19 protein-coding genes are annotated in these 19,625 nt (G+C 74.2%); 13 read left to right on the forward strand and 6 right to left on the reverse strand.

The annotated features are described in order from the left end of the window. Both HYE82_RS19980 and HYE82_RS19985 read right to left on the reverse strand, forming a co-directional pair. Window positions 1-1,487: ATP-binding protein (locus HYE82_RS19980; protein ID WP_179175476.1), on the reverse strand; the 1,487-nt coding region annotated here is incomplete at its 3' end. Then, entirely contained in the window at window positions 1,484-2,245 is a 762-nt protein-coding gene (locus HYE82_RS19985) for a response regulator transcription factor (protein ID WP_179175477.1), read from the reverse strand. The genes HYE82_RS19980 and HYE82_RS19985, both read right to left, overlap by 4 nt. A 362-nt stretch (window positions 2,246-2,607) precedes the next feature. Between HYE82_RS19985 and HYE82_RS19990 the strand changes: the two genes are divergently transcribed. From HYE82_RS19990 to HYE82_RS20015, 6 genes are all read left to right on the forward strand, one after another. Beyond that, entirely contained in the window at window positions 2,608-3,003 is a 396-nt protein-coding gene (locus HYE82_RS19990) for a hypothetical protein (protein WP_256987456.1), read from the forward strand. A gap of 214 nt (window positions 3,004-3,217) precedes the next feature. After that, the gene (locus HYE82_RS19995; RefSeq protein WP_179175478.1) at window positions 3,218-4,177 is read left to right on the forward strand and encodes an STM4015 family protein; all 960 of its coding nucleotides are present in this window, start codon (window positions 3,218-3,220) and stop codon (window positions 4,175-4,177) included. Between the two features lie 11 nt (window positions 4,178-4,188). Continuing rightward, window positions 4,189-5,295: an STM4014 family protein gene (locus HYE82_RS20000; RefSeq protein ID WP_179175479.1), complete on the forward strand. Its 1,107-nt coding sequence runs from the start codon at window positions 4,189-4,191 to the stop codon at window positions 5,293-5,295. Window positions 5,296-5,347: 52 nt separating this feature from the next. Further along, window positions 5,348-6,154 carry an STM4013/SEN3800 family hydrolase gene (locus HYE82_RS20005; protein ID WP_179175493.1) on the forward strand — a complete coding sequence of 269 codons (807 nt, stop codon included), beginning with the start codon at window positions 5,348-5,350 and terminating at the stop codon, window positions 6,152-6,154. Further along, window positions 6,151-7,566 carry an STM4012 family radical SAM protein gene (locus tag HYE82_RS20010; protein ID WP_179175480.1) on the forward strand — a complete coding sequence of 472 codons (1,416 nt, stop codon included), beginning with the start codon at window positions 6,151-6,153 and terminating at the stop codon, window positions 7,564-7,566. Before HYE82_RS20005 ends, HYE82_RS20010 begins: the two co-directional genes overlap by 4 nt. Before the next feature lie 11 nt (window positions 7,567-7,577). Next, a complete protein-coding gene (locus HYE82_RS20015; RefSeq protein WP_179175481.1) occupies window positions 7,578-8,471 on the forward strand; it encodes an STM4011 family radical SAM protein in 894 nt (297 codons plus the stop codon). A gap of 232 nt (window positions 8,472-8,703) precedes the next feature. On the opposite strand, the gene HYE82_RS20020 is transcribed toward HYE82_RS20015, so the two are convergent. Then, window positions 8,704-9,231, reverse strand: a complete 528-nt coding sequence (locus HYE82_RS20020) for a hypothetical protein (protein WP_179175482.1) — start codon at window positions 9,229-9,231, stop codon at window positions 8,704-8,706. 294 nt (window positions 9,232-9,525) lie between these two features. On the opposite strand from HYE82_RS20020, the gene HYE82_RS20025 reads away from it, so the two are divergent. Continuing rightward, a complete protein-coding gene (locus HYE82_RS20025) occupies window positions 9,526-10,470 on the forward strand; it encodes an RNA polymerase sigma-70 factor (RefSeq protein WP_179175483.1) in 945 nt (314 codons plus the stop codon). A 134-nt stretch (window positions 10,471-10,604) separates the two neighbouring features. Then, a complete protein-coding gene (locus tag HYE82_RS20030; RefSeq protein ID WP_179175484.1) occupies window positions 10,605-11,822 on the forward strand; it encodes an NAD(P)/FAD-dependent oxidoreductase in 1,218 nt (405 codons plus the stop codon). Between the two features lie 62 nt (window positions 11,823-11,884). Here the strand turns inward: HYE82_RS20030 and HYE82_RS20035 are convergent, their stop codons facing one another. After that, window positions 11,885-12,073: a hypothetical protein gene (locus HYE82_RS20035; RefSeq protein ID WP_179175485.1), complete on the reverse strand. Its 189-nt coding sequence runs from the start codon at window positions 12,071-12,073 to the stop codon at window positions 11,885-11,887. A gap of 64 nt (window positions 12,074-12,137) precedes the next feature. Beyond that, complete coding sequence (locus HYE82_RS20040) at window positions 12,138-12,659, reverse strand: hypothetical protein (RefSeq protein WP_179175486.1); 522 nt, start codon at window positions 12,657-12,659, stop codon at window positions 12,138-12,140. Between the two features lie 435 nt (window positions 12,660-13,094). Here HYE82_RS20040 and HYE82_RS20045 point away from each other — a divergent pair, with 435 nt between their 5' ends. The 3 genes from HYE82_RS20045 (at window position 13,095) to HYE82_RS20055 (ending at window position 14,818) form a co-directional block, all read left to right on the forward strand. After that, a complete protein-coding gene (locus HYE82_RS20045; RefSeq protein WP_179175487.1) occupies window positions 13,095-13,682 on the forward strand; it encodes an RNA polymerase sigma factor in 588 nt (195 codons plus the stop codon). A 14-nt stretch (window positions 13,683-13,696) separates the two neighbouring features. Beyond that, entirely contained in the window at window positions 13,697-14,050 is a 354-nt protein-coding gene (locus tag HYE82_RS20050; protein WP_179175494.1) for a hypothetical protein, read from the forward strand. Window positions 14,051-14,290: 240 nt separating this feature from the next. Beyond that, on the forward strand, window positions 14,291-14,818 hold the full coding sequence (locus HYE82_RS20055) for a MepB family protein (RefSeq protein WP_179175488.1): 528 nt from the start codon (window positions 14,291-14,293) through the stop codon (window positions 14,816-14,818). Window positions 14,819-15,186: 368 nt separating this feature from the next. On the opposite strand, the gene HYE82_RS20060 is transcribed toward HYE82_RS20055, so the two are convergent. Beyond that, the gene (locus tag HYE82_RS20060) at window positions 15,187-15,885 is read right to left on the reverse strand and encodes a class I SAM-dependent methyltransferase (protein ID WP_179175489.1); all 699 of its coding nucleotides are present in this window, start codon (window positions 15,883-15,885) and stop codon (window positions 15,187-15,189) included. Between the two features lie 454 nt (window positions 15,886-16,339). Here HYE82_RS20060 and HYE82_RS20065 point away from each other — a divergent pair, with 454 nt between their 5' ends. After that, window positions 16,340-18,607: a PQQ-binding-like beta-propeller repeat protein gene (locus HYE82_RS20065; RefSeq protein ID WP_179175490.1), complete on the forward strand. Its 2,268-nt coding sequence runs from the start codon at window positions 16,340-16,342 to the stop codon at window positions 18,605-18,607. A gap of 6 nt (window positions 18,608-18,613) precedes the next feature. Further along, on the forward strand, window positions 18,614-19,625 hold a 1,012-nt coding region (locus HYE82_RS20070; RefSeq protein ID WP_179175491.1), incomplete at its 3' end, for a serine/threonine-protein kinase.

Here is a 19,625-nt window from a genome sequence, read left to right on the forward strand (position 1 = left end):
TCGTACGTGGCATCGCCGACCGGCTCGAACAGCGATCCGCGGAGCAGCTCGGCCTCCGGCGCCCCGGACAGCGCCAGCGTCAGCCGGGTGATGCCCAGGGCCCGGGGGTTGACGTCGGTGACGGTGAACCGTGCGCCCGTGCCGTCCGGCGCGTCCTCCACGGTGACGGTGCCGTGGTGCAGCGACGCCTGCTGCGCGACCAGTGTCAGACCCAGCCCGGAGCCGGGGCTGCCCGGGCGGTGGTGGAACCGCCGGAAGACCGCGTCCCGTTCGGCGGGCGGGACGCCGGGCCCCGCGTCGTCCACGGTCAGGACGGCGCTGCCGTTCTCCGCGCGCAGCCGTACGGTGATCCGCGGCGGCTCCTGCGGGAGCCGGCCGTGTACGACGGCGTTGGCCAGCACGTTGGCGAGCAGGATCCGCAGCCCCGCCTCCCACCCGAAGAGCCGGAGCCGGGCGGGCAGTTCGGCGCTCAGCCGCGCCTCCGGGTGACGGCGGGCGGCCTCGCCGACCGCCGAGTCCACCAGCTCGCAGAGGTCGAGCGGGGCGAAGGAGGAGACGTCCACCAGGTCGCCCAGGGCGAGCATGCGCAGGGCCGTCAGGAGTTCGAGCAGCCGCGCGTGGTCGCTCTGGAGGTCCTGCACCACCTCCGCCCGCTCCTCGGCGGGCAGGTCGGGATGCGCGGCGAGGACGTCGAGGTCGGTCCGCATGCTCATGAGCGGCGTGCGCAGCTCGTGCGAGGCCGCCGAGGAGAAGGAGCGGGCGGTGTCCAGCGCCTGCGCGGTCCTGGCGGCCTGTTCGTCGTAGCGGGCCAGCAGCCCGGCGATCGAGGCGGACAGCTCGTCCACCTCGGCCACGCCGGCCGGCACGGGCGCGAAGGCCGCGGCCCCCGCCGCCGGGTCGAGGGCGGCCGCCCGGCGGCTGAGCCGCCGTACGGAGGCGGTGGCGCGTCCGGCCAGCCCGTACGCCACCAGGCCGGAGACGGGGGCCGCCAGCACGGCGACCAGCAGGACGCGGCGGCGTACGGCGGCGAGCTGCGGGTCCGTCGCCGAGGCCGGGGCGAACAGCCACAACGTGCCCGGCGCCGGCCCGGCCACCGGCACGCTGAGCACCCGCCAGGCGCGGCCCTTGGCCCGGACGGTGACCGGGCCGTCCGGGGTCTGCTCCGGCAGCCGCACCGCGTCGGCGGGCTGCGGCCCGCCCTCCAGCACGACCGATGCCTGCGCGTTGCGGACCCGGATCCCGGCGTCCATCACGCCGCCGAGGACCTTGCGCTGCTGGTTCTGCTCCGCCTTCGGCCGGTCGTTGCGGTCGGCGTTCAGCAGCGCCCTGACGTCCGGGAGCACCGCCGAGGCCCGGTCCTGCAGCCGGGCGTCCTGCTGCCGGCGCAGGTCCCGCTGGACGAGGCCGTGCAGCAGCAGGCCTGCGGCGAGCACGAGCAGCGGCACGACCACGGTCACCGAGACCGCGACACGGGTGGCGAGTTTCACGGGCCGCTCCGGCCGTCGTCGTCGGTGAGGGTGTCGGTGGTGGCGGCGTCGGTGGTGCGCAGCACGAAGCCCACGCCGCGCACCGTGTGGATCAGGCGCGGCCGCCCGCCCTCCTCCAGCTTCCGGCGCAGGTAGCTGACGAACGTGTCGACGGCGTCGGTGCGGACCTCGAAGTCGTAGCCCCACACCCGGTCCAGCAACTGGTCCCGGGTGAGGACGATGCCCGCGTTGCGCACCAGCGCGGCCAGCAGCTCGAACTCCCTGCGGGTGAGGTGCACGGCGATTCCGTCGCGGTGCACCTCACGGGTCGCCGGGTCGACCACCAGCGGGCCCGCCCGCAGCGGCGCATCCGGAGCCGGCCCGGCGGGACCCGCAGGCCTGCGGCGCAGCAGCGCGCGCAGCCGCAGCACCAGCTCCTCCAGCGCGAACGGCTTGACCAGGTAGTCGTCGGCCCCGGCCTGGAGCCCCGCAACCCGGTCGGCGAGCTCGTCGAGCGCCGACAGCATCAGGACGGGCGTCTCGTCCCCCCGGGCCCGCAGGCTCCGGCACACTTCCGTACCGGTCAGCCCGGGCATCGACACGTCCAGGACCAGGAGGTCGGGGCTCCGCTCGGCGAGCAGCGCGAGCGCCCCGGGCCCGTCCGCTGCGAGCAGCACGGTGAAGCCGCTCAGCCGCAGCCCGCGCTCCAGCGAACGCCGGATGGCGGCGTCGTCGTCCGCCACGAGCACCACGCCGCCGGTGGCCGCACTGCCGGCCATACGCCCCGCCTCCCCGTCCCCGGCCCCTCCCCGGAGCCGGGGCCCGACCCTCTCACGCCGGCCGGAACGGCGCGACGCCGGGGTTGTGCGGAACGCACTTCTCGGGCGGTCCAGGTCCGGCTCGAGATCGCGGACGCTCCGTTGAACGCGCACTCACCCGCAACGCCACCGGGCCGTACCGGACGCCCCGGGGCGCCGTGGCCTGCATCGAGGTCCGGCAGCCCCGCCGCGGCCCCGCCGTCAGGTCTTGCGCAGGGGTGCGTACGCCTCGGATCGGATCCCGAACGTCCGGACCGCCCCGCCGGGCGGTCCGGTCACCCAACACCTCGTCCCCGAGACGCCCCGTCCTGGATGATGAGGCGATGTTCGTCCGCACGCAGAGCCTGCCGCAGACCCCGCAACGGCCCATGGCAGTTCGGGTTCACACCCCCATCGGGTCCGCCGTGGTGCTCTGGGCCGGTGACCCGCAAGACGCAGACGGCCGGCACCTTGTCGAATGGACCGTCGACGAGGACATGCACTGGGGCCGGAACACCCGACCGGCCTCCTCTGCCGAGGCGGAAGTCCGGCAGGAAGGCGACCGGGTGATCATGCGCGGCCTCCTCCGCCTCACGGAAGACGGCGCGGCCTACCTCCGGATGAGCCACTGGACCCTGCTGTTCGACCTGGCATCACCGATCCCCGGCAGCATGGACGAGTCCTGGGTGGAGATCAGCGTCGGATCGGAGAGCGTCGCCCTTCACCCCTACCGAATCTGACCGGACCCGTCAGGTGCTCGCCCCCCTTGACTGCCAGGAGGAGCATCAACGCCCCGCCCGTCGCCCCGCCACCGTGGTTGTCGGTGCCGCTTGCTACAACTGGCAGCACATCCACGCGGCGCACACCACGGCGCGACAGGCACACCAGCGCGCGACAGACACGACAGGCACGACAGGCACGACGTGCGCGATACACCGGGAACGGCGGGGAACCATGAGCTACGCGGCGCATCTGACGGAGTCGTACGGACTGCCCGTCTTCACCTTCCCCGGCCCGGACGACGAGGGCTCGACCCCACTGCCCGAGCCGGACGCCGTCGCCTGGCGCCTCGCCTCCGACACCTACGACGCCGACGAGAGCTGGACCGAGGCCTTCGCCCGTTTCACCGCCGCCGTCGACACCACCCGCGTCCGCGCGATCGTCGTCGGAGCCTGGGAGGACGCCTACGACAAGGGCCCCGCGGAGATCATCGACGCGCTCGTGGCCGCCCGTGACGGGCTCCCCGCCCTGCGCGCGCTGTTCCTCGGCGACATGGAGTCCGAGGAGTGCGAGATCTCCTGGATCACCCAGGGCGACGTCGGCCCGCTCCTGGACACCTTCCCCGACCTGGAGGAGTTCGGCGTCCGCGGCGGCAGCGGCCTCGTCTTCCCGCCCGTCACCCACCGGCGGCTGCGCTCCCTCACCGTCGAGACCGGCGGCATGCCCGCCCGGGTCGTGCGCAACATCGCCGCCAGCGCCCTGCCCGCGCTGGAGCACCTCGACCTCTGGCTCGGCACGTCCGACTACGGTGGCGACAGCGAGCTGACCGACGTCGAGCCCATCATGGCCGGGGACCGGCTGCCGAGCCTGCGCCACCTGGCCCTGCGCAACAGCGACATCCAGGACGAGATCGCGACCGCCATGGCCTCCGCGCCCGTCGTGGCCCGGCTGGAGACCCTCGACCTGTCCATGGGCGTCCTCACCGACGAGGGCGGCGCCGCGCTGCTCGGCGGCCGGCCCCTCACCCACCTCAAGAAGCTCGACCTCCACCACAACTACCTCAGCGACCCGCTGCAGCAGCGCTTCCGGGACACCCTGGAAGGCGCCGGCGTCACCCTCGACCTGGCCCGGGGCCACGCCCACGAGGACGAGTGGGACGGCCGCACCTGGCGCTTCGTCGCCGTCGGCGAGTAGCGAGCCGGTCCGTGACGCAGCACACGCCCCCGCGCTGGGCGGTCGTCGGCAACCCGGAGAACCGCCGCGTCGCCCTCTTCACCCGGGCCGTACGCGAGGCCGGACAGCCCGCGCCCCGCGTCCTGCCCTGGATCTCCGTCCTGCGCGAAGGCGGTGCCGTCTTCGCCGCCGACGAGCTGGTACGCCTCGACTCGCCGGGGGAGGACCCGCAGGTCGACCGGATCCTGCGCGGCGTCGCCGACCCCACCCGGGTCGAGGGCGGCGCCCGCTGGTACGCCCGCTTCACCGCGGCCGTACGGACCCTGCGCGGCGGCCTCCGCCTCGACGGCGCCGACGAACTGGCCGTCCTGTTCGACAAGCGGAACTGCCACCGCGTCCTCGACCGCGCCGGGGTGCCCGTACCGGCGTCCCCGACCTCCGGCGGGTCCGTCCCCGTGCGCGGCTGGGACGACGTACGGGACCTGATGGCCGCGCACGGCATGCCCCGCGTCTTCGTCAAGCCCGCCCACGGCTCCTCCGCGTCCGGGGTCGTCGCCGTCGAGACGGCCGGCCGGGGCCGGATCCGGGCGACCACCTCCGTCGAGACGGCCGAGGACGGCAGCCTGCACAACTCCCTGCGGGTACGCCGCATCACGAGCGAGGCGGAGACCGCCGCCCTGATCGACGCGCTCGCCCCCGACGGACTGCACATCGAACGCTGGTGGCCCAAGGCCTCCCTCGGCGGCCGCGCGGCGGACCTGCGCGTCGTCGTCGTGGCCGGCCGCGCCACCCACGCCGTCGTCCGCACCAGCCGCTCGCCCATGACCAACCTCCACCTCGGCGGCAGCCGCGGCGACCTCGCCGCCGTGGCCGCGGCCGCGGGCCCCCGCTGGGCCGACGCACTGGAAACCTGCGAACGGGCCGCGGCCTGCTTCCCCGGCACCCTGTGCGTCGGAGTCGACCTGCTGCCCGCCGTCGGCTGGCGCCGGTTCGCCGTCGCCGAGGTCAACGCCTTCGGCGACCTGCTGCCCGGCCTCACCGGCCTGCCCGGCAGCGGCGCCGAGGGCCTGGACACCTACGCGGCCCAAGTCGCCGCCGCACCGCACCACATCGCAAGGAACCACCGTGCACCTGCCTGACACCGACCCGCCGTCCTCCCCCGCGGACCTGCCCGACGTGATCGAGCCCGACATGAACGAGGTCGTCGGCCGCGACGACCTGCTCCTGCTCACCCTGGACACGCTCCGCCACGACGTCGCCGCCGAGCTGGCCGCCGCCGGCCGCATTCCGCACCTCGCCCGCCACCTGCCCGGCGGCGCCTGGGAACGGCGGCACGCCCCCGGCAGCTTCACGTACGCCTCCCACCAGGCGATGTTCGCCGGGTTCCTGCCCACCCCAGCGGCGCCCGGACCCCACCCGCGGCTGTTCGCCGCCCGCTTCGCCGGCAGCGAGACCACCGCCGGGCGCACGTACGTCTTCGACACCCCGGACCTGGTCTCCGGCCTCGCCGCGGCCGGCTACCGCACGGTCTGCATCGGGGGCGTCGGCTTCTTCAACAAGCAGGGCGCCCTGGGGGACGTACTCCCCGGGATGTTCCAGGAGAGCCACTGGGAGCCCGCGTTCGGCGTGGCGTCCCCCACCTCCTTCGAGGCGCAGGTCGAGCGCGCCGAGCAGGTCGTCTGCGCACTCCCGCGCGACCAGCGGCTGTTCCTCTTCCTCAACGCCTCGGCGCTGCACCAGCCCAACTGGTTCCACCTGCCCGGCGCCACCCGCGAGGCCGGCGACACCCGCGCCAGCCACGCCGCCGCCCTGGAGTACATCGACCGGCACATCGGCCGGCTCTTCGCCGCGATGAGCTCGCGCCGCCGCTGCTTCGCCATCGTCTGCTCCGACCACGGCACGACCTACGGCGACGACGGCTACACCGGCCACCGCCTGGCCCACGAGGCCGTGTGGACCGTGCCGTACGCCCACTTCTTCCTGGAGCCGTCCGCATGACCGCCCCCGCCGCGCCGACGGCCGCGACCGCCCCCGCCACCGTCGCGCCCCTGCCCGTGACGGCTCCCGCGGTGCGCCCGTACCAGAGCTACGTCTACGCCTACCCGCACAAGACCGCGTACCGGCCCCTGCCGGGCCGACCCGCCCTGCGCGACCTGTGGCACGGCGAGCCCAAGGACGCGCTCTCGCTCTACCTCCACATACCGTTCTGCGAGGTCCGCTGCGGCTTCTGCAACCTGTTCACCCGCATCGGCGCCCCTGACGGCCTCACCGGCCGCTACCTCGACGCGCTCGACCGCCAGGCCGCCGCCGTCCGCGAGGCGCTCGGCGACGACGGCCCGGTCCGGTTCGCCAACGCGGCCTTCGGCGGCGGCACGCCCACGTTCCTCACCGCGGACGAGCTCACCCGCCTGTGCGACATCGCCGAAAACCGCATGGGGGCCGACCTGCGCGCCGTGCCGCTCTCCGTCGAGGCCTCGCCCGCCACCGCCACCGCCGACCGGCTCGCCGTCCTCGCCGAGCGCGGCACCACCCGCCTCAGCCTCGGCGTCCAGAGCTTCGTCGGCGAGGAGGCCAGGGCCGCCGTCCGCCCCCAGCGCCGCGCCGACGTCGAGGCCGCCCTCGGCCGGATCCGCGAGGCCCGCATCCCGGTACTCAACATCGACCTCATCTACGGCATAGACGGCCAGACCCCCGCCACCTGGCGCGCCTCCCTGGACGCCGCCCTCGCCTGGGCCCCCGAGGAGCTGTACCTCTACCCTCTCTACGTCCGCCCCCTGACCGGCCTCGCCCGGCGCACCGCCCACACCGAACGCGAGTGGGACGAGCAACGCCTCGCCCTCTACCGGCAGGGCCGCGACCACCTCCTCGCGCACGGCTACGAGCAGGTGTCGATGCGCATGTTCCGCCGCCCCGGCGCCGCCCCGCAGGGCCCCGACGACCACGCCTGCCAGACCGACGGCATGATCGGTCTGGGCTGCGGCGCCCGCTCCTACACCTCCGCCCTCCACTACTCCTTCGACTACGCCGTCGACATGGGCGAGATACGGGCGATCATCGACGGCTACACCGCCACCGCCGACTTCGGACGCGCCGTCCACGGCCGCCACGTCGACGCAGACGAGACCCGCCGGCGCCACCTCCTGCAATCCCTCCTCCAGGCGCAGGGCCTGCCGGTCGCCGCCTACCGCGAGCGCTTCGGCACCCACCCGTACGAGGACTTCCCCGCCGAACTCGCGGACTTCGCCGCCCGCGGCTGGCTGGAGGAGATCGAGGAGACCGAGGAGCCCGGCAGGGGTGCCGTCGGGCTGCTGCGCCTCACCCCGGACGGGCTCGCGCACTCCGACGCGCTCGGCCCCGCCCTCTTCTCGCCCGCCGTCCGCGCCGCCATGGCCGCCTACGCGCCGAAGTAGGCCGCCCGCCCATGGACCTCACGATCCTCTACCGCGGACCGCTCGCCTCCTGCGACTACGACTGCCCGTACTGCCCCTTCGCCAAGCGCCGCGACAGCCCCGCACAGCTGCGCGCCGACCGCGCCGCCCTCGAACGCTTCACCGCCTGGGCGGGAGCGGCCGCCGACGACCGCCTGTCGCTCCTGTTCACCCCCTGGGGCGAGGGGCTGGTCCGCTCCTGGTACCGGCGCGCCCTGGTCGACCTCTCGCACCGGCCGCACGTCGAACGCGTCGCGATCCAGACCAACCTCAGCTGCCGCACCGACTGGCTCGCCGACGCCGACCCCGACACCCTCGCCCTGTGGTGCACGTACCACCCCGGCCAGACGCCCTACGACCGCTTCCTGGCGAAGGTCCACGACCTCGCCGGCCGGGGCGTCCGCCACAGCGTCGGCATCGTCGGCCTGCCGGAGAACCTCCTCCACGCCCGCCGGCTGCGCGCCGACCTGCCCGCACACGTCTACCTGTGGGTCAATGCCGCCGAGGGCCGCACGTACACGGACGCCGAGGCCGACACCTGGACCGCCGTGGACCCGCTCTTCCCCTACAGCCGCCACCCGCACCGCTCCGCCGGACTGCCCTGCCGAACGGGCCGGTCGGTGGTGTCCGTGGACGGTGAGGGCACCGTCCGCCGCTGCCACTTCGTCCGCGCCGAACTCGGCAACCTCTACGACGGCTCGTACCGTGCCGCGCTCGGCCCGCGCCCCTGCCCGCTCGCCGTCTGCGACTGCCACATCGGCTACGTGCACCTGGAGACGCTCCCGCTGTACGACGTCTTCGCCGGCGGCGTCCTGGAACGCATCCCCGCAGCCGGCAGGCCGACGCCGACGCCGACGCCGAACCGGCCCCGGCCACCGGCTCCTTGATACATGCCGTATCGAATGCGTCCCGTATCGTTCCCGGGCGCCGACACCGACGACTCCTTCCACCGATTCCGCCAGGCCGCCCCGCCGACGTCGGCCCACCCGCGAACGGCTGCTCGACGCAGCCGGACGCGTGCTCGTCGAGCGGCGGTACGCCGACCTGCTGCCCACCCTGCTGCCCACTGCCCACCCTGCTGCCCCCGGTGGAACGGGCGCCCTGACAGCGTGACCGGTGTCAGCCCCAGCAGGCTTCCTTCACCGCTTCGTTGATGTTGCGGCGCGTCAGCCAGGGGCCCAGCGGTTCCAGCCGGCCGACCGCGCGGCCCAGCCAGTCGGGGTCACCGAGCCGGTGTGCTTCCTTCGCGGCGACGACCTGCGACAGCAGCTCCTCCAGGAGGAAGGTTTCCCCGACCCGGTACGCCCGCGGGTGCCGGTCGAAAGTCAGCTTGTGGTCCCCGTAGGGGTGGCGGAGCGTCACGTCGAGGTGGCCGCGCCCGTGTGCCCTCAAGGGACCGGGCACGTTGCCGAGGAGTCCCGCCACCGTGTACTGCCCGTGAGACGGGTACCCGCGCCCGACGTAGACGGCGATCCCGAGCATGATCCTGGACCACGGGATCAACTCGCCGTCCCCGTCGCGCGCCCGCCGGTACATTCCCTCCTCGCGGAATTCGAGCCACGAGCCGCCGGGGCGGCCGGAGTCTCCGACCACCCAGATGCCTTCGACCAGTTCCAGCGGCCCCAGGGCCGTGCGTGAATCCCCCATGGGCTCATTCGACCAGTCCCCATGGCGGGCGCGGCCGACTGCATGCGCTACTCTTGATCACGTGCTTGCGGCCATGACGAGTGGCCGCGGGACCGGCGTTGGTGGTCCAAGGAAAGGCACCCCACTTCCTGTGGGGGGATGCAGGTGCAAGGCCTGCCCAGCGCTCGATCAAGGCTCCGGCCTCCGTGGAGGAGGCCGGAGCCTTCTGCGTCCACGGCTGGTGCTCCGGTTCGCCGGCCGAGCCTCCTCGACACCCTTTGCGGAGGCTCCGACGGCAGCGGATAGGATCCCGCTATGCCGCTGAGCGTGGAGGACGTGGATCTGTTCCAGGGGGCACGGGGCCGGCTGGAAGCCATCGCCTACCGGATGCTCGGGTCCGTGAGCGAGGCCGAGGACGCCGTGCAGGAGACGTTCCTGCGGTGGCAGGGCACCGACACCGGGCGGATCGAGGTACCCGAGGCCTGGCTGACGAAGGTGCTCACCAACGTGTGCCTCAACCAGCTCACTTCGGCCCGTGCCCGGCGCGAGAGCTACGTCGGCCAGTGGCTCCCCGAGCCGCTGCTCGACGGGGACCCGATGCTCGGCCCGGCCGACACCGCCGAGCAGCGGGAGTCCGTCTCGTACGCGGTGCTCACGCTCATGGAGCGGCTGTCCCCCAACGAGCGGGCGGTGTACGTGCTGAGGGAGGCGTTCGACTACCCGCACCGGGAGATCGCCGGGATCCTCGACCTCACCGAGGCCGCCAGCCAGCAGATCCTCCACCGGGCCAAGAAGCACATCGCCGACGGCAGGGCGCGCACCGAGATCGACCAGGCCGCCGCCCGGCGGATCGTCGAGGAGTTCCTGGAGGCCGCCAGCAGCGGGAAGACCGAGCCGCTCGTACGGCTGCTCACCTCCGACGCCCTCGCGATCGGCGACGGCGGCGGGAAGGTCCCCGCCCGGGCGAAGGCGTTCGAGGGCGCCCTCGCGGTCGCGACGTTCATGCGCGGCCTGTTCAAGCCCGGGGTGGCCAAGCGCGCCCTGGTCGGCGGCTCGGCCGGGATCCACATGGCCACCGCGAACGGCGGCCCTGCCGTCGTGGCGGTCGTCGACGGCCGGGTCGTCGGCGTCATGTGCCTGGAGGTCACGGCCGACGGCATCGCCGCGTTCCGCAGCCAGGTCAACCCCGACAAGCTCACGCGCGCCACCGAGGTGTGGGCGGCCGCCGAGCACGGGGAGCCCCTGTTCCACGCCTTCTGACCCGCTCTGCCGCCACGCCCCGTTCCGTGTGACGTGCTTCACTCCGCCGACCTGTCAGGAAACGGCGGGCTGCCCGGTTCAAGGGGCGAAGCCGCGCAAGACGGCGGCGGACCCGCGCAGACAGGAGCAGGGAAATGCAGCAGCGCACGCAGCACCGCATCATCGTCCTCGGTGCCGGATACACCGGGGCCACCGCGGCCGGCCGCCTCGCGAAGCGGCTCCACCGGGACGACGTCGCCATCACCCTCGTCAACGCCGAGCCCGACTTCGTGGAGCGCGTCCGCCTGCACCAGCTCGCGGCCGGCCAGGACCTGAGGCCCCGGCCCTTCGGCGAGATGTTCGCCGGCACCGGGGTCGGGCTGAAGCTCGGGAAGGTCACCGGCATCGACGTCGACCGCAGGACCGTCTGCCTCACCGAGGCGGACGGCGGCGCCGCGGAGCTGGAGTACGACACGCTCGTGTACGCCCTCGGCAGCGGCTGGAACGACCACGGCGTCCCGGGCGTCGCCGAGCACGCCCACGAGGTCGCGAGCCGGCCCGGAGCGCTGCGGCTGCGCGCGCGGCTGGCAGGCCTGGCTGCCGGACGGCAGGTGGTCGTCGTCGGCGGCGGCCTCACCGGCCTGGAGGCGGCGACCGAGATCGCCGAGGCCCGCCCCGACCTCGACGTAGCCCTCGCCGTCCGCGGCGCCCTCGGCGACGGGCTCTCGCCCAAGGGCCGCGCACACCTGCACAAGGTCTTCGACCGGCTCGGCATCACCGTGCACGAACACACCGCCGTCACCGCCGTCGAGGCCGACCGCGTCACCACCGCCGACGGCGCGACCGTCCCGGCCGCGGTCACCGTGTGGACCACCGGCTTCGCGGTCCACCCAGTCGCGAGCGCCTCGGCCCTGGAGGTCAGCGCCACGGGCCGGATCGTGGTCGACCCCACCATGCGCTCGGTGTCGCACCCGGACGTGTACGCCATCGGCGACGCGGCCATGGCCATGGGCCCCGGCGGCAAGCCGCTGCGCATGTCGTGCGCCTCGGGCACCCCCACCGCGTGGCAGGCCGCCGACGCCATCGCGGCCCGCCTGACCGGCGCGAAGGTCCCGGACACGCCGATCCGCTACTTCAACCAGTGCATCTCGCTGGGCCGCGGGGAAGGCCTGATCCAGTACGTCACCGCCGACGACCGCGCCGTCAGCGCGGCCCTGACCGGCAGGCTCGCCGCCCTGTACAAGGAGCTGGTCTGCAAGGCCGCCGCCTGGGCCGTCGCCCACCCCACCCTCGGCCTGCCGACGCGCCGCCGTCGCCTCGTGGCGGACCCGGCCCGGGCCGGCGCGGCCTCGCCCGCCCCCGCGTCGGCCTGACCGGGGCCGGGGGAGTGGAACTCCGGCCGCCTGCCGGTTGCCGGTCGCTCCCCCGGCGGGGCTCAGGCCGGGTCCTCGACCGTCGCCTCGCGGTCGGGCCGGGGACGGATCCGGGCCGCGAACGCGGCGACGTCGTCCTCGGCGTGGTCCCCGTCGAGGGCGAGGAGCACCTGGCGGGCGTCTGCCCTCCTGCGCCCGGGCGCGGCGGCCGAACCTTCCTCCGAGACGGCGGCGCCGGGTCGTCGCAGCACCTGTGTGCCGATTCCGTCGCCGGGTCTGCGCCGGCTCCTGCGGCGGGGCCGACCCCGCCCGCCCTCAGGACGACGCGGGAGCGGGCGTGTGCGCCGGTGACGGGGGTGCCGTGGGGGCGGTGGCGGCGGCGCCGCCGTCCACGCACGTCAGCGACATGACGATCGGAGCCTGAAGGCCCTGGGCCGGCTGCGGGGGCAAGCCGGCCGTGACCGTCCAGTTGCCCTTGCTGAGGGTGAGCGTCCCGCTGCCCAGGTCGGGACCGGGCTGCCAGCCGTGCGCGGAACGGGCCCGCGCGAAGGCCGACTTCAGTGCGGCGTCCGCCGTCTCCGGCGCATGCCGTCCGCTGAGCCGTTCGTGGCACATGCCCAGAACGGTCGACGGCTCCCTCTCCACCACGACGCCCTCGGCCGCCAGGATCGACCTCATCTCCGAGACCACCGTGTCTGCGGCCAGCGGCGGACCCGAGAACCGCGGGGGCAGGGGGCCGAGGTCCTCCAGCGGGCCCGCGCAGGCCGTCGCCGCCGCCGCGATCAGTGCCGCCATGACCGGGTACGCCAGGGCCGCGCGCATCTGTATCCGTCGCACGCCGGTGTCCGTCCTCTCGTCTGCTCCGTAACGGTCGGCCAGTCTCCCATCCCGTCGATCTTGACGTTGTCCCCGGCCGCGGACCCGCGGGCCGCCGACGAACTGCCGAACGCGTACGAGCGGAGCCGTGCACGGTTCACGGGGGCACAGTCAACAGTCCGCGGTTCAAGGTTCACGGTTCACGGTTCACGGTTCACGGTTCGGAGAAGAAACTTCGGCCGGAGGCGAATCCTTTCCGGGCCTCCCCGTCTCTTGTCTGTGTACCGGCCGAACGGGCCGGCAGAACACAGGAGGAAACAACCATGATGGTCACTGGCCTCGTAGTGATCGGAGCCCTGCTCGTGGGCGCGTGCAGCTGGCACCTGATGCGGCGTTACAAGAGCCGGGGCTGACCGCCGCCGGCGCGCGGGTGCCTCCGAACAAGAGAGCCATCAGATGAACCAACGCTTCCCCTGGCCGGACGAGCGGCTGATCAAGGCCGCCCAGAACGGCGACGTCACTTCGCTCACCACCGTCGTCATGGAATCGCAGCCCCATGTACGCAAGTTCGCCCTGTCGCTGTGCGCGTCGCCGCAGGACGCCGAGGACGCGGCGCAGGAGGCCCTGATCATCCTCTACCGGAAGATCGGCACCTTGCGGGCCACCGGCGCGCTTGCCTCATGGATGTTCCGGATCGTGCGCAACGAATGCCTCCGGCAGGTACGGCTGCTCGTCCCGCGCAGCGGCGAGGCGTCGACCGAACCGGAGGCGTCCGCGGAACCGTCCGCCGAGGACGCGGTGCTGCACCGGCTGGAGGCGGAGCGGATCGCGGCTGCGGTCAGCGCCCTTCCCCGCGACCAGCGGCAGGTCCTGATCATGCGGGACATCCAGGGCCTGCCCGGCAAGACCGTCGCCCGCTCGCTCGGCCTGAGCGCCGCCGCGATGAAATCCCGGCTGCACAGAGCACGCGCGACACTGCGCCACGCCCTGGCAGTGCCCGACCAAGCCCTCGCCCGACCGGCCGGAGGAGACCCGCGACCGTGAACCCCGTGAACACCGTGAAGCCGGCGCAGGACGCAAGGACCCGAGCCGCCGCACCGTCCGCGGCGCCCGAGAGGAACTTCGCCAGCAAGTCCGTACCGCGCCACCTGGCGCGCGGCGCCATCGGCTTCGGGCTGATCATCGGCTCGATCGCCCTGGTGCCCGTCGCCGGCCCGGCCACCCTGCTGGCGGCCCCGCTGGCTCTGATCGCCTTCCGGGGATGCCCCACCTGCTGGATGGTCGGCCTGGTCCAGACGATCTCCCGCGGCCGTCTGGAACGCCAGTGTGCGGACGGCGTGTGCACCCTCACCAAGGCGCACCCGGCGGCGAAGCCGACAGCCGACGTCAACGCCCCGGCCCCTCCCCGGTGACCGGACCTCCCGGCCCGGATCCCCATCCGCCCCTGCCCACCGCCCGGCGGGCGTCACCGGGCCGGGAGACGTCGGTCCACCGCCGGAACGGGCGCCGACTCGTCGCATGAGGAGCGGTCGGCCGGAGCAGCCGTGCAGGTGGAGCTCTCCACCAGGCGTCACCGGTCCCCGGGACGATCCCCGGGGCGGCTCCGCGATGGCAGGATGAGGGCATGGTGACGCAGATGGCAGGATGAGGGCATGGTGACGCATCAGCCCTGGACGGAGCGGTTGCACGAGGACCTGCTGGCGGCGAAGGCGCTGGTGTACGACCCGTGCGGCTTCGCCTGCTCGCCGCCGGTACCCGAACCGGAGAGCGCCGAGTACGCGGCCTGCGGGTTCACGCTCGACGACCGCTCGGTCCGGTTCCGCGTGGCCAAGACCACCCCGACGAAGGTGGGCCAGTTCGTCACCGTGTGGCAGCGGTCCGAGGAGGGGCCGATCCGGCCCTTCGACGCCCACGACGGGGTGGACCTGTTCGTCATCGGCAGCCGCGACGACGACGGCTTCGGGCAGTTCGTCTTCCCGCGCGAGCTGCTGTGCGAGCGCGGCATCGTCTCCCGCGACGGCTCCGGCGGCAAACGCGGGTTCCGCGTCTACCCGCCCTGGGTCACCACGACCAACCGGCAGGCGGGCAGCACCCAGGCATGGCAGGTGAACTACTTCCTCCACCTCGGCCGGGACGAACCCGCCGACCTCACGCGCGCCCACGCCCTCTACCACCCGTAGCGGCCCACCGCCCGGCCCACGCAATCCGAACGCCGGGATGAACGGGCTCCGGCCCGCCTGACCCGTCCGGCAGGTCCGGGCCGGCCCGCGACGGGGACGCCCCCGATCCGGAGGAACGCTACGCAGGGGCGTACGCATCCACCGGCAGCACGTCGTGCGTGGGCGCCCCGTTCGCCGTCCTCCACGAGAGACAGCAAGTGGGTTCCGTGGACGACGGACACAAGGCCGTGGCGTGGTGTGTCGTCCACGCCTCGGTCGGTGCCTCGGCGGAGCCCACCCGTACGGGCGGGCCCCGTTCCCCTCCCCGGCTGCGTCGCCTCGAGACCGTCCCCCGCCCGCGACACCCCGGCCGACCGCCCACCCGCCGGTCAGGCCCGGCAGCGCAGCATCTCCAGCGGCGGGTACGCGAGGAGGTCCGCCCAGAAGTCCTCGCCGAACTCGCGGATTCCGGCTTCGGACACCTCCAGCGGAACCCACTCCACCGCACTGAACCCGGCCGCCCGCAGACATTCCTCGTAGACCTCTCGGCGCGGGGCCGTGGTGACGATGCCGATCGGCTGCGGCGCGAGGAGAGCCGTGACCCGTACCTGCGGACCCGTCTCGATCTCCGCGCCGGTCGGCTCGCAGAGGAACCCGTACGCGTCCAGGGACGCGCAATCGAACCCGTAGTCGGGCTTCTGGGCGAGCACGAAGAACTCCCCGCCCGGCACCAGGCTCCGATGGATGCGGCGGCACATCCGCTCCATCCCCGCGATGTCCTCGGCGTAGTTGAGGCACTGCACCACGTCACCGACCTCGTAGCGCACACCCAGCGGGTCACGCCGCTCGATCTCCCGTGCGGCGGCGATCATCTCGACGGAGATGTCGACGCCGAAGACATCCGCGGCGCCGCGCCGCTTGAACTCCCTGCTGTAAAAACCGGTGCCGCACGCCAGGTCGAGGACCGCCCTGCCGCTCACGTCCCCGACCATGCCGAGGAAGCTCGGCACCTCCCCGTAACGCATCAGCGGCAGGGACTTGAACCCCTCGAAAGCCTCGCCGATCCCGTCGTACTGCTGCACGCCCACGTGCGCCCCTCCGGTACCTCGTCCTCGTACGTCGTCCTGTGCGTCGTTTCCGCACGCGGCCGCGCCCGGTCCTGCGCACTCGGAGGCCGGCCGGTCCGCAGTCGTGGCGGAAAGTCTCCGCTGCCGGTGTCCGGAGGCCGTACTGGCGGATGACACGAAGAAGTCGGCACCGCACCCCCGTATCACCCGGCACCGCGTCACCGCAGAACGAAGATCAAGCTCTTCCCGGACGGTGCCGCAGGCCGTCTCCGGCGGCGGCAACACCCTGCCGCCGGCCCGGGGGCGCGGGCCGGGCGCAGTCGGCCTCCCGGACGGGTGGTTTCCTCAACTCCCGGGTGGAGTACGGAGATCCGCGCGCGTATCTTGGTCCGGCGCAGGGCGGCCGCGACCACGTTCGCCCGGCCCGCCGACAGCTCCACTGACAGTTCGTCACTGACGCTCACCAAGGGGGGCGATGAAGCAGCTCGGCGACGGGGACCCGAGATGGGTCGGGCCCTACGCGCTGGTCGGGAGGCTCGGAAGCGGCGGCATGGGCGCCGTCTACCTGGGGCGTTCCGCCGGCGGCCGGACCGTGGCGGTGAAGGTGGTGCGTGGCGATCTCGCCCGCGACGAGCTGTTCCGCGACCGCTTCCGCCGGGAGGTGGCGGCGGCCCGGCGGGTCTCCGGGGCGTTCACCGCGCCCGTCGTGGACGCGGACACCGAGGCGGACGTGCCGTGGATGGCGACGGCGTTCGTCGTGGGCGCCCCGCTGGACCGCGCCGTGACGGACCGGGGGCCCCTTCCGGCGGACACGCTGTGGACGCTGACCGCCGGCCTGGCGGAAGCCCTGGCCAGTGTGCACGGCGCCGGTCTCATCCACCGCGACCTCAAACCGGCGAACGTGCTCCTCGCCCTCGACGGGCCGCACGTCATCGACTTCGGCATCTCGCGTGCCGTCGACGGCACGGCCATGACGTCCACCGGCGCCATCATCGGCTCGGCCCCCTACATGTCGCCCGAGCAGGCCGTCGGCCAGGCCCTCACCCCGGCCAGCGACGTGTTCTCCCTCGGCTCCACCATCGCCTTCGCCGCGAGCGGGGAGCACCTGTTCGGCGAGGGTGCCGCGGCCGGAGTCCTGTTCCGCATCGTGCACACCGAGCCGGGCACCGACATGCTCCCGCCCGGCCTGCGGGACCTGGTGCGGGCCTGCCTCGCCAAGGACCCCGCGGACCGTCCGACCCCCCGCCAGGTCTCCGAACACGTGGAACGCGCGGGCCCGCCGGTCCCGTCGGGCGGGTGGTTGCCCGAGGCCGTGGCCGGCGATGTGCTGCGCGCGCGGGCCGTCCTGACGTCCCTCCCGGCGGCCGACACCTCCGGGCCGCCGCACGCACCGCCCGTGATCGGCCCCGACGGCACGCGCGTCGACCACGCACCGCCCGGCGCCGGCCCACACCCTGCCGGCCCGCAGCCCGCCACCGTCGCCCGCCGGCGGATCCTCCTCGGCCTCGCCGGCGGGGCCGTCGCCGCCGCCGGAGCCACCGCCGCCTGGATCGCCGGCGCACCGGGAGGGGGCACCCCGGCCGGCGGGAGCCGCGGCGTCCCGGTGGTGCGCCCCGACGGGGGCGACGTACGGGAGGCGCGGCTGGCGTGGAAGGTGGAGCTGACCTCCCCGAGCGGGCAGGTCATCTCCGCGAACGGGCTCGTCATGTGCGTCACCCTCCGGGACGTCCAGGCACTCGACGACAGCGGCCGCCCCACATGGACGGTCAGCGGCGAGGACAACGGGATCGCCTTCCCCGTGCAGGGCTCGGGCCCCGACACCATCGCCGCGTTCCACGACGGACGGCTGTACGTGGCCGGCACGACCGTCAAACCCCCGATCACGCGGAACGCCGTCACGGCCATCGACCCGGCCTCCGGAAAAGCGGAGTGGACGGTGTCCCTGGACCGGCCGCACACCCAGAGCGGCCTGTTCATGGCGGGAGCACGCGCGGGCAGGGCGTACGTCATCGGGCTCGGCGACGGGCAGGACCACGGCCCGGTGCCCCAGGGCGTACACGTCTGGTGCCTCGACCTGAAGGCGCGTCAGACGGCCTGGTGGTACAGCGACGGCACCATGCTGCCCTTCTCCGCCCTGCCCGCCGGCAGCGACAAGGCGCTCTTCGCGACCACCAGCGCGATGGTCTCGCTGGACTCGGCGGGCAAGGCCGCCTGGTCCAAGACCATCAAGGCCGCGGCGTTCGAGGCCTCGGCCCGCCACTGCCTCGTCGTCGACGGCTCCGGCCGCCTGTCCGCGCTCGACCCGGACACCGGCGCCGAGGCCTGGAACGCCCCGGGCGTCGTCGGGATGCGCGTACGCGGCGAAGCCGTCGCCTCCGCCCCCGACGGCGCGCTGCTGTACGTCCTGCTGACGGACGGCGACGGGGAGTTCTCCCTCGGGGCCCTGGACGCGGCGACGGGCCGCACCGCCTGGCGCTCGCCGATGCCCGCCGCTTCGGCGGGCTCCGCGGCCCCGGCGCCGTTCGGCGCCCGGCTGCTGTGCGCGGACGGGAACGTCTACTGGATGGGCGCGGACGGCGTCGTCTGGGCCGCCGACCCGGCCGACGGCAGGCTGCGCTGGAAGTACACCGGCATGAAGGGCACCGACCCGGCGAAACTGGGCTGGGCCGCCGGCGACGGCCGCCTGTGCATCACGGACCCCGGCGCCGCGACGGTCGCCGTCCTGCGAGCGAACGGAGAGTGAGACGACGTGGGTGTTCGGCCGCTGACCTCCGCGGATCCGGTCCGGGTGGGCCCGTACGTGCTGCTCGGCCGGCTCGGCGAGGGCGGCATGGGCAGCGTCTTCCTCGGCCGGTCGGCGGGCGGGCGTACCGTCGCGGTCAAACTCATCCGCCCGGAGCTGGCCGGCGACGCGGTGTTCCGGACCCGGTTCCGGGCCGAGGTCGCCGCCGCCCGGGCCGCCTCCGGAGCCTTCACCGCCCCGGTGGTCGACGCCGACACCGACGCGGGGGTGCCCTGGCTGGCGACGGCCTTCGTACCGGGGATCCCGCTGCACGAGGCGGTGGTGCTCGACGGCCCGCTGGCGGAGCCCGCGCTGTGGGCCGTGGCCGCCGGCGTCGCGGAAGCCCTCGTGAACATCCACGCCGCGGGGATCGTCCACCGCGACCTGAAGCCCTCGAACGTCCTGCTGGCCCTGGACGGCCCGTTCGTCATCGACTTCGGCATCGCCCGCGCCGCCGCCGGCCCCGCCCTCACCGCAACGGGCCTGGTCCTCGGCACCCCCGCGTACATGTCGCCGGAGCAGAGCCTCGGCGACCCCCTGACCCCGGCGAGCGACGTCTTCTCCCTCGGATCGACCCTCGTCTTCGCCGCCCGCGGGACCGCCCCGTTCGCCGGCCCCGCCTCCGCCCTCGAACTCCAGCGTCGGATCGTGCAGGACGAGCCCGACCTGTCTGACGTACCGGACGGGTTACGGCTGCTGATCGCCGCCTGCATGGCGAAGAACCCCCTGGACCGCCCCGAGCCCCGGCAGGTCGTCGAGGTGGTCGAGCGGATGGCCGGGGTCCCGAGGCGGGCCGGCGCGTGGCTGCCGCCCCGGCTGGTCGAGGCGGTCGAGGAGGCGGCCGCGGTCCTCGCCCCGACCCTGCCGCCCCGCCCCGATACCGCGGCGGCGGACGACGGCCCCGGCCGCGTGCCCCGGTCCGGCGCGGATGCCGAGGGGGAGCGGTCGGAGCCGGGGGCCCTGCCGCCGGGGGCGGGGC

This window comes from Streptomyces sp. BR123 (genome assembly GCF_013401435.1).
In the GTDB taxonomy this organism is placed as follows: Bacteria; Actinomycetota; Actinomycetes; order Streptomycetales; family Streptomycetaceae; genus Streptomyces.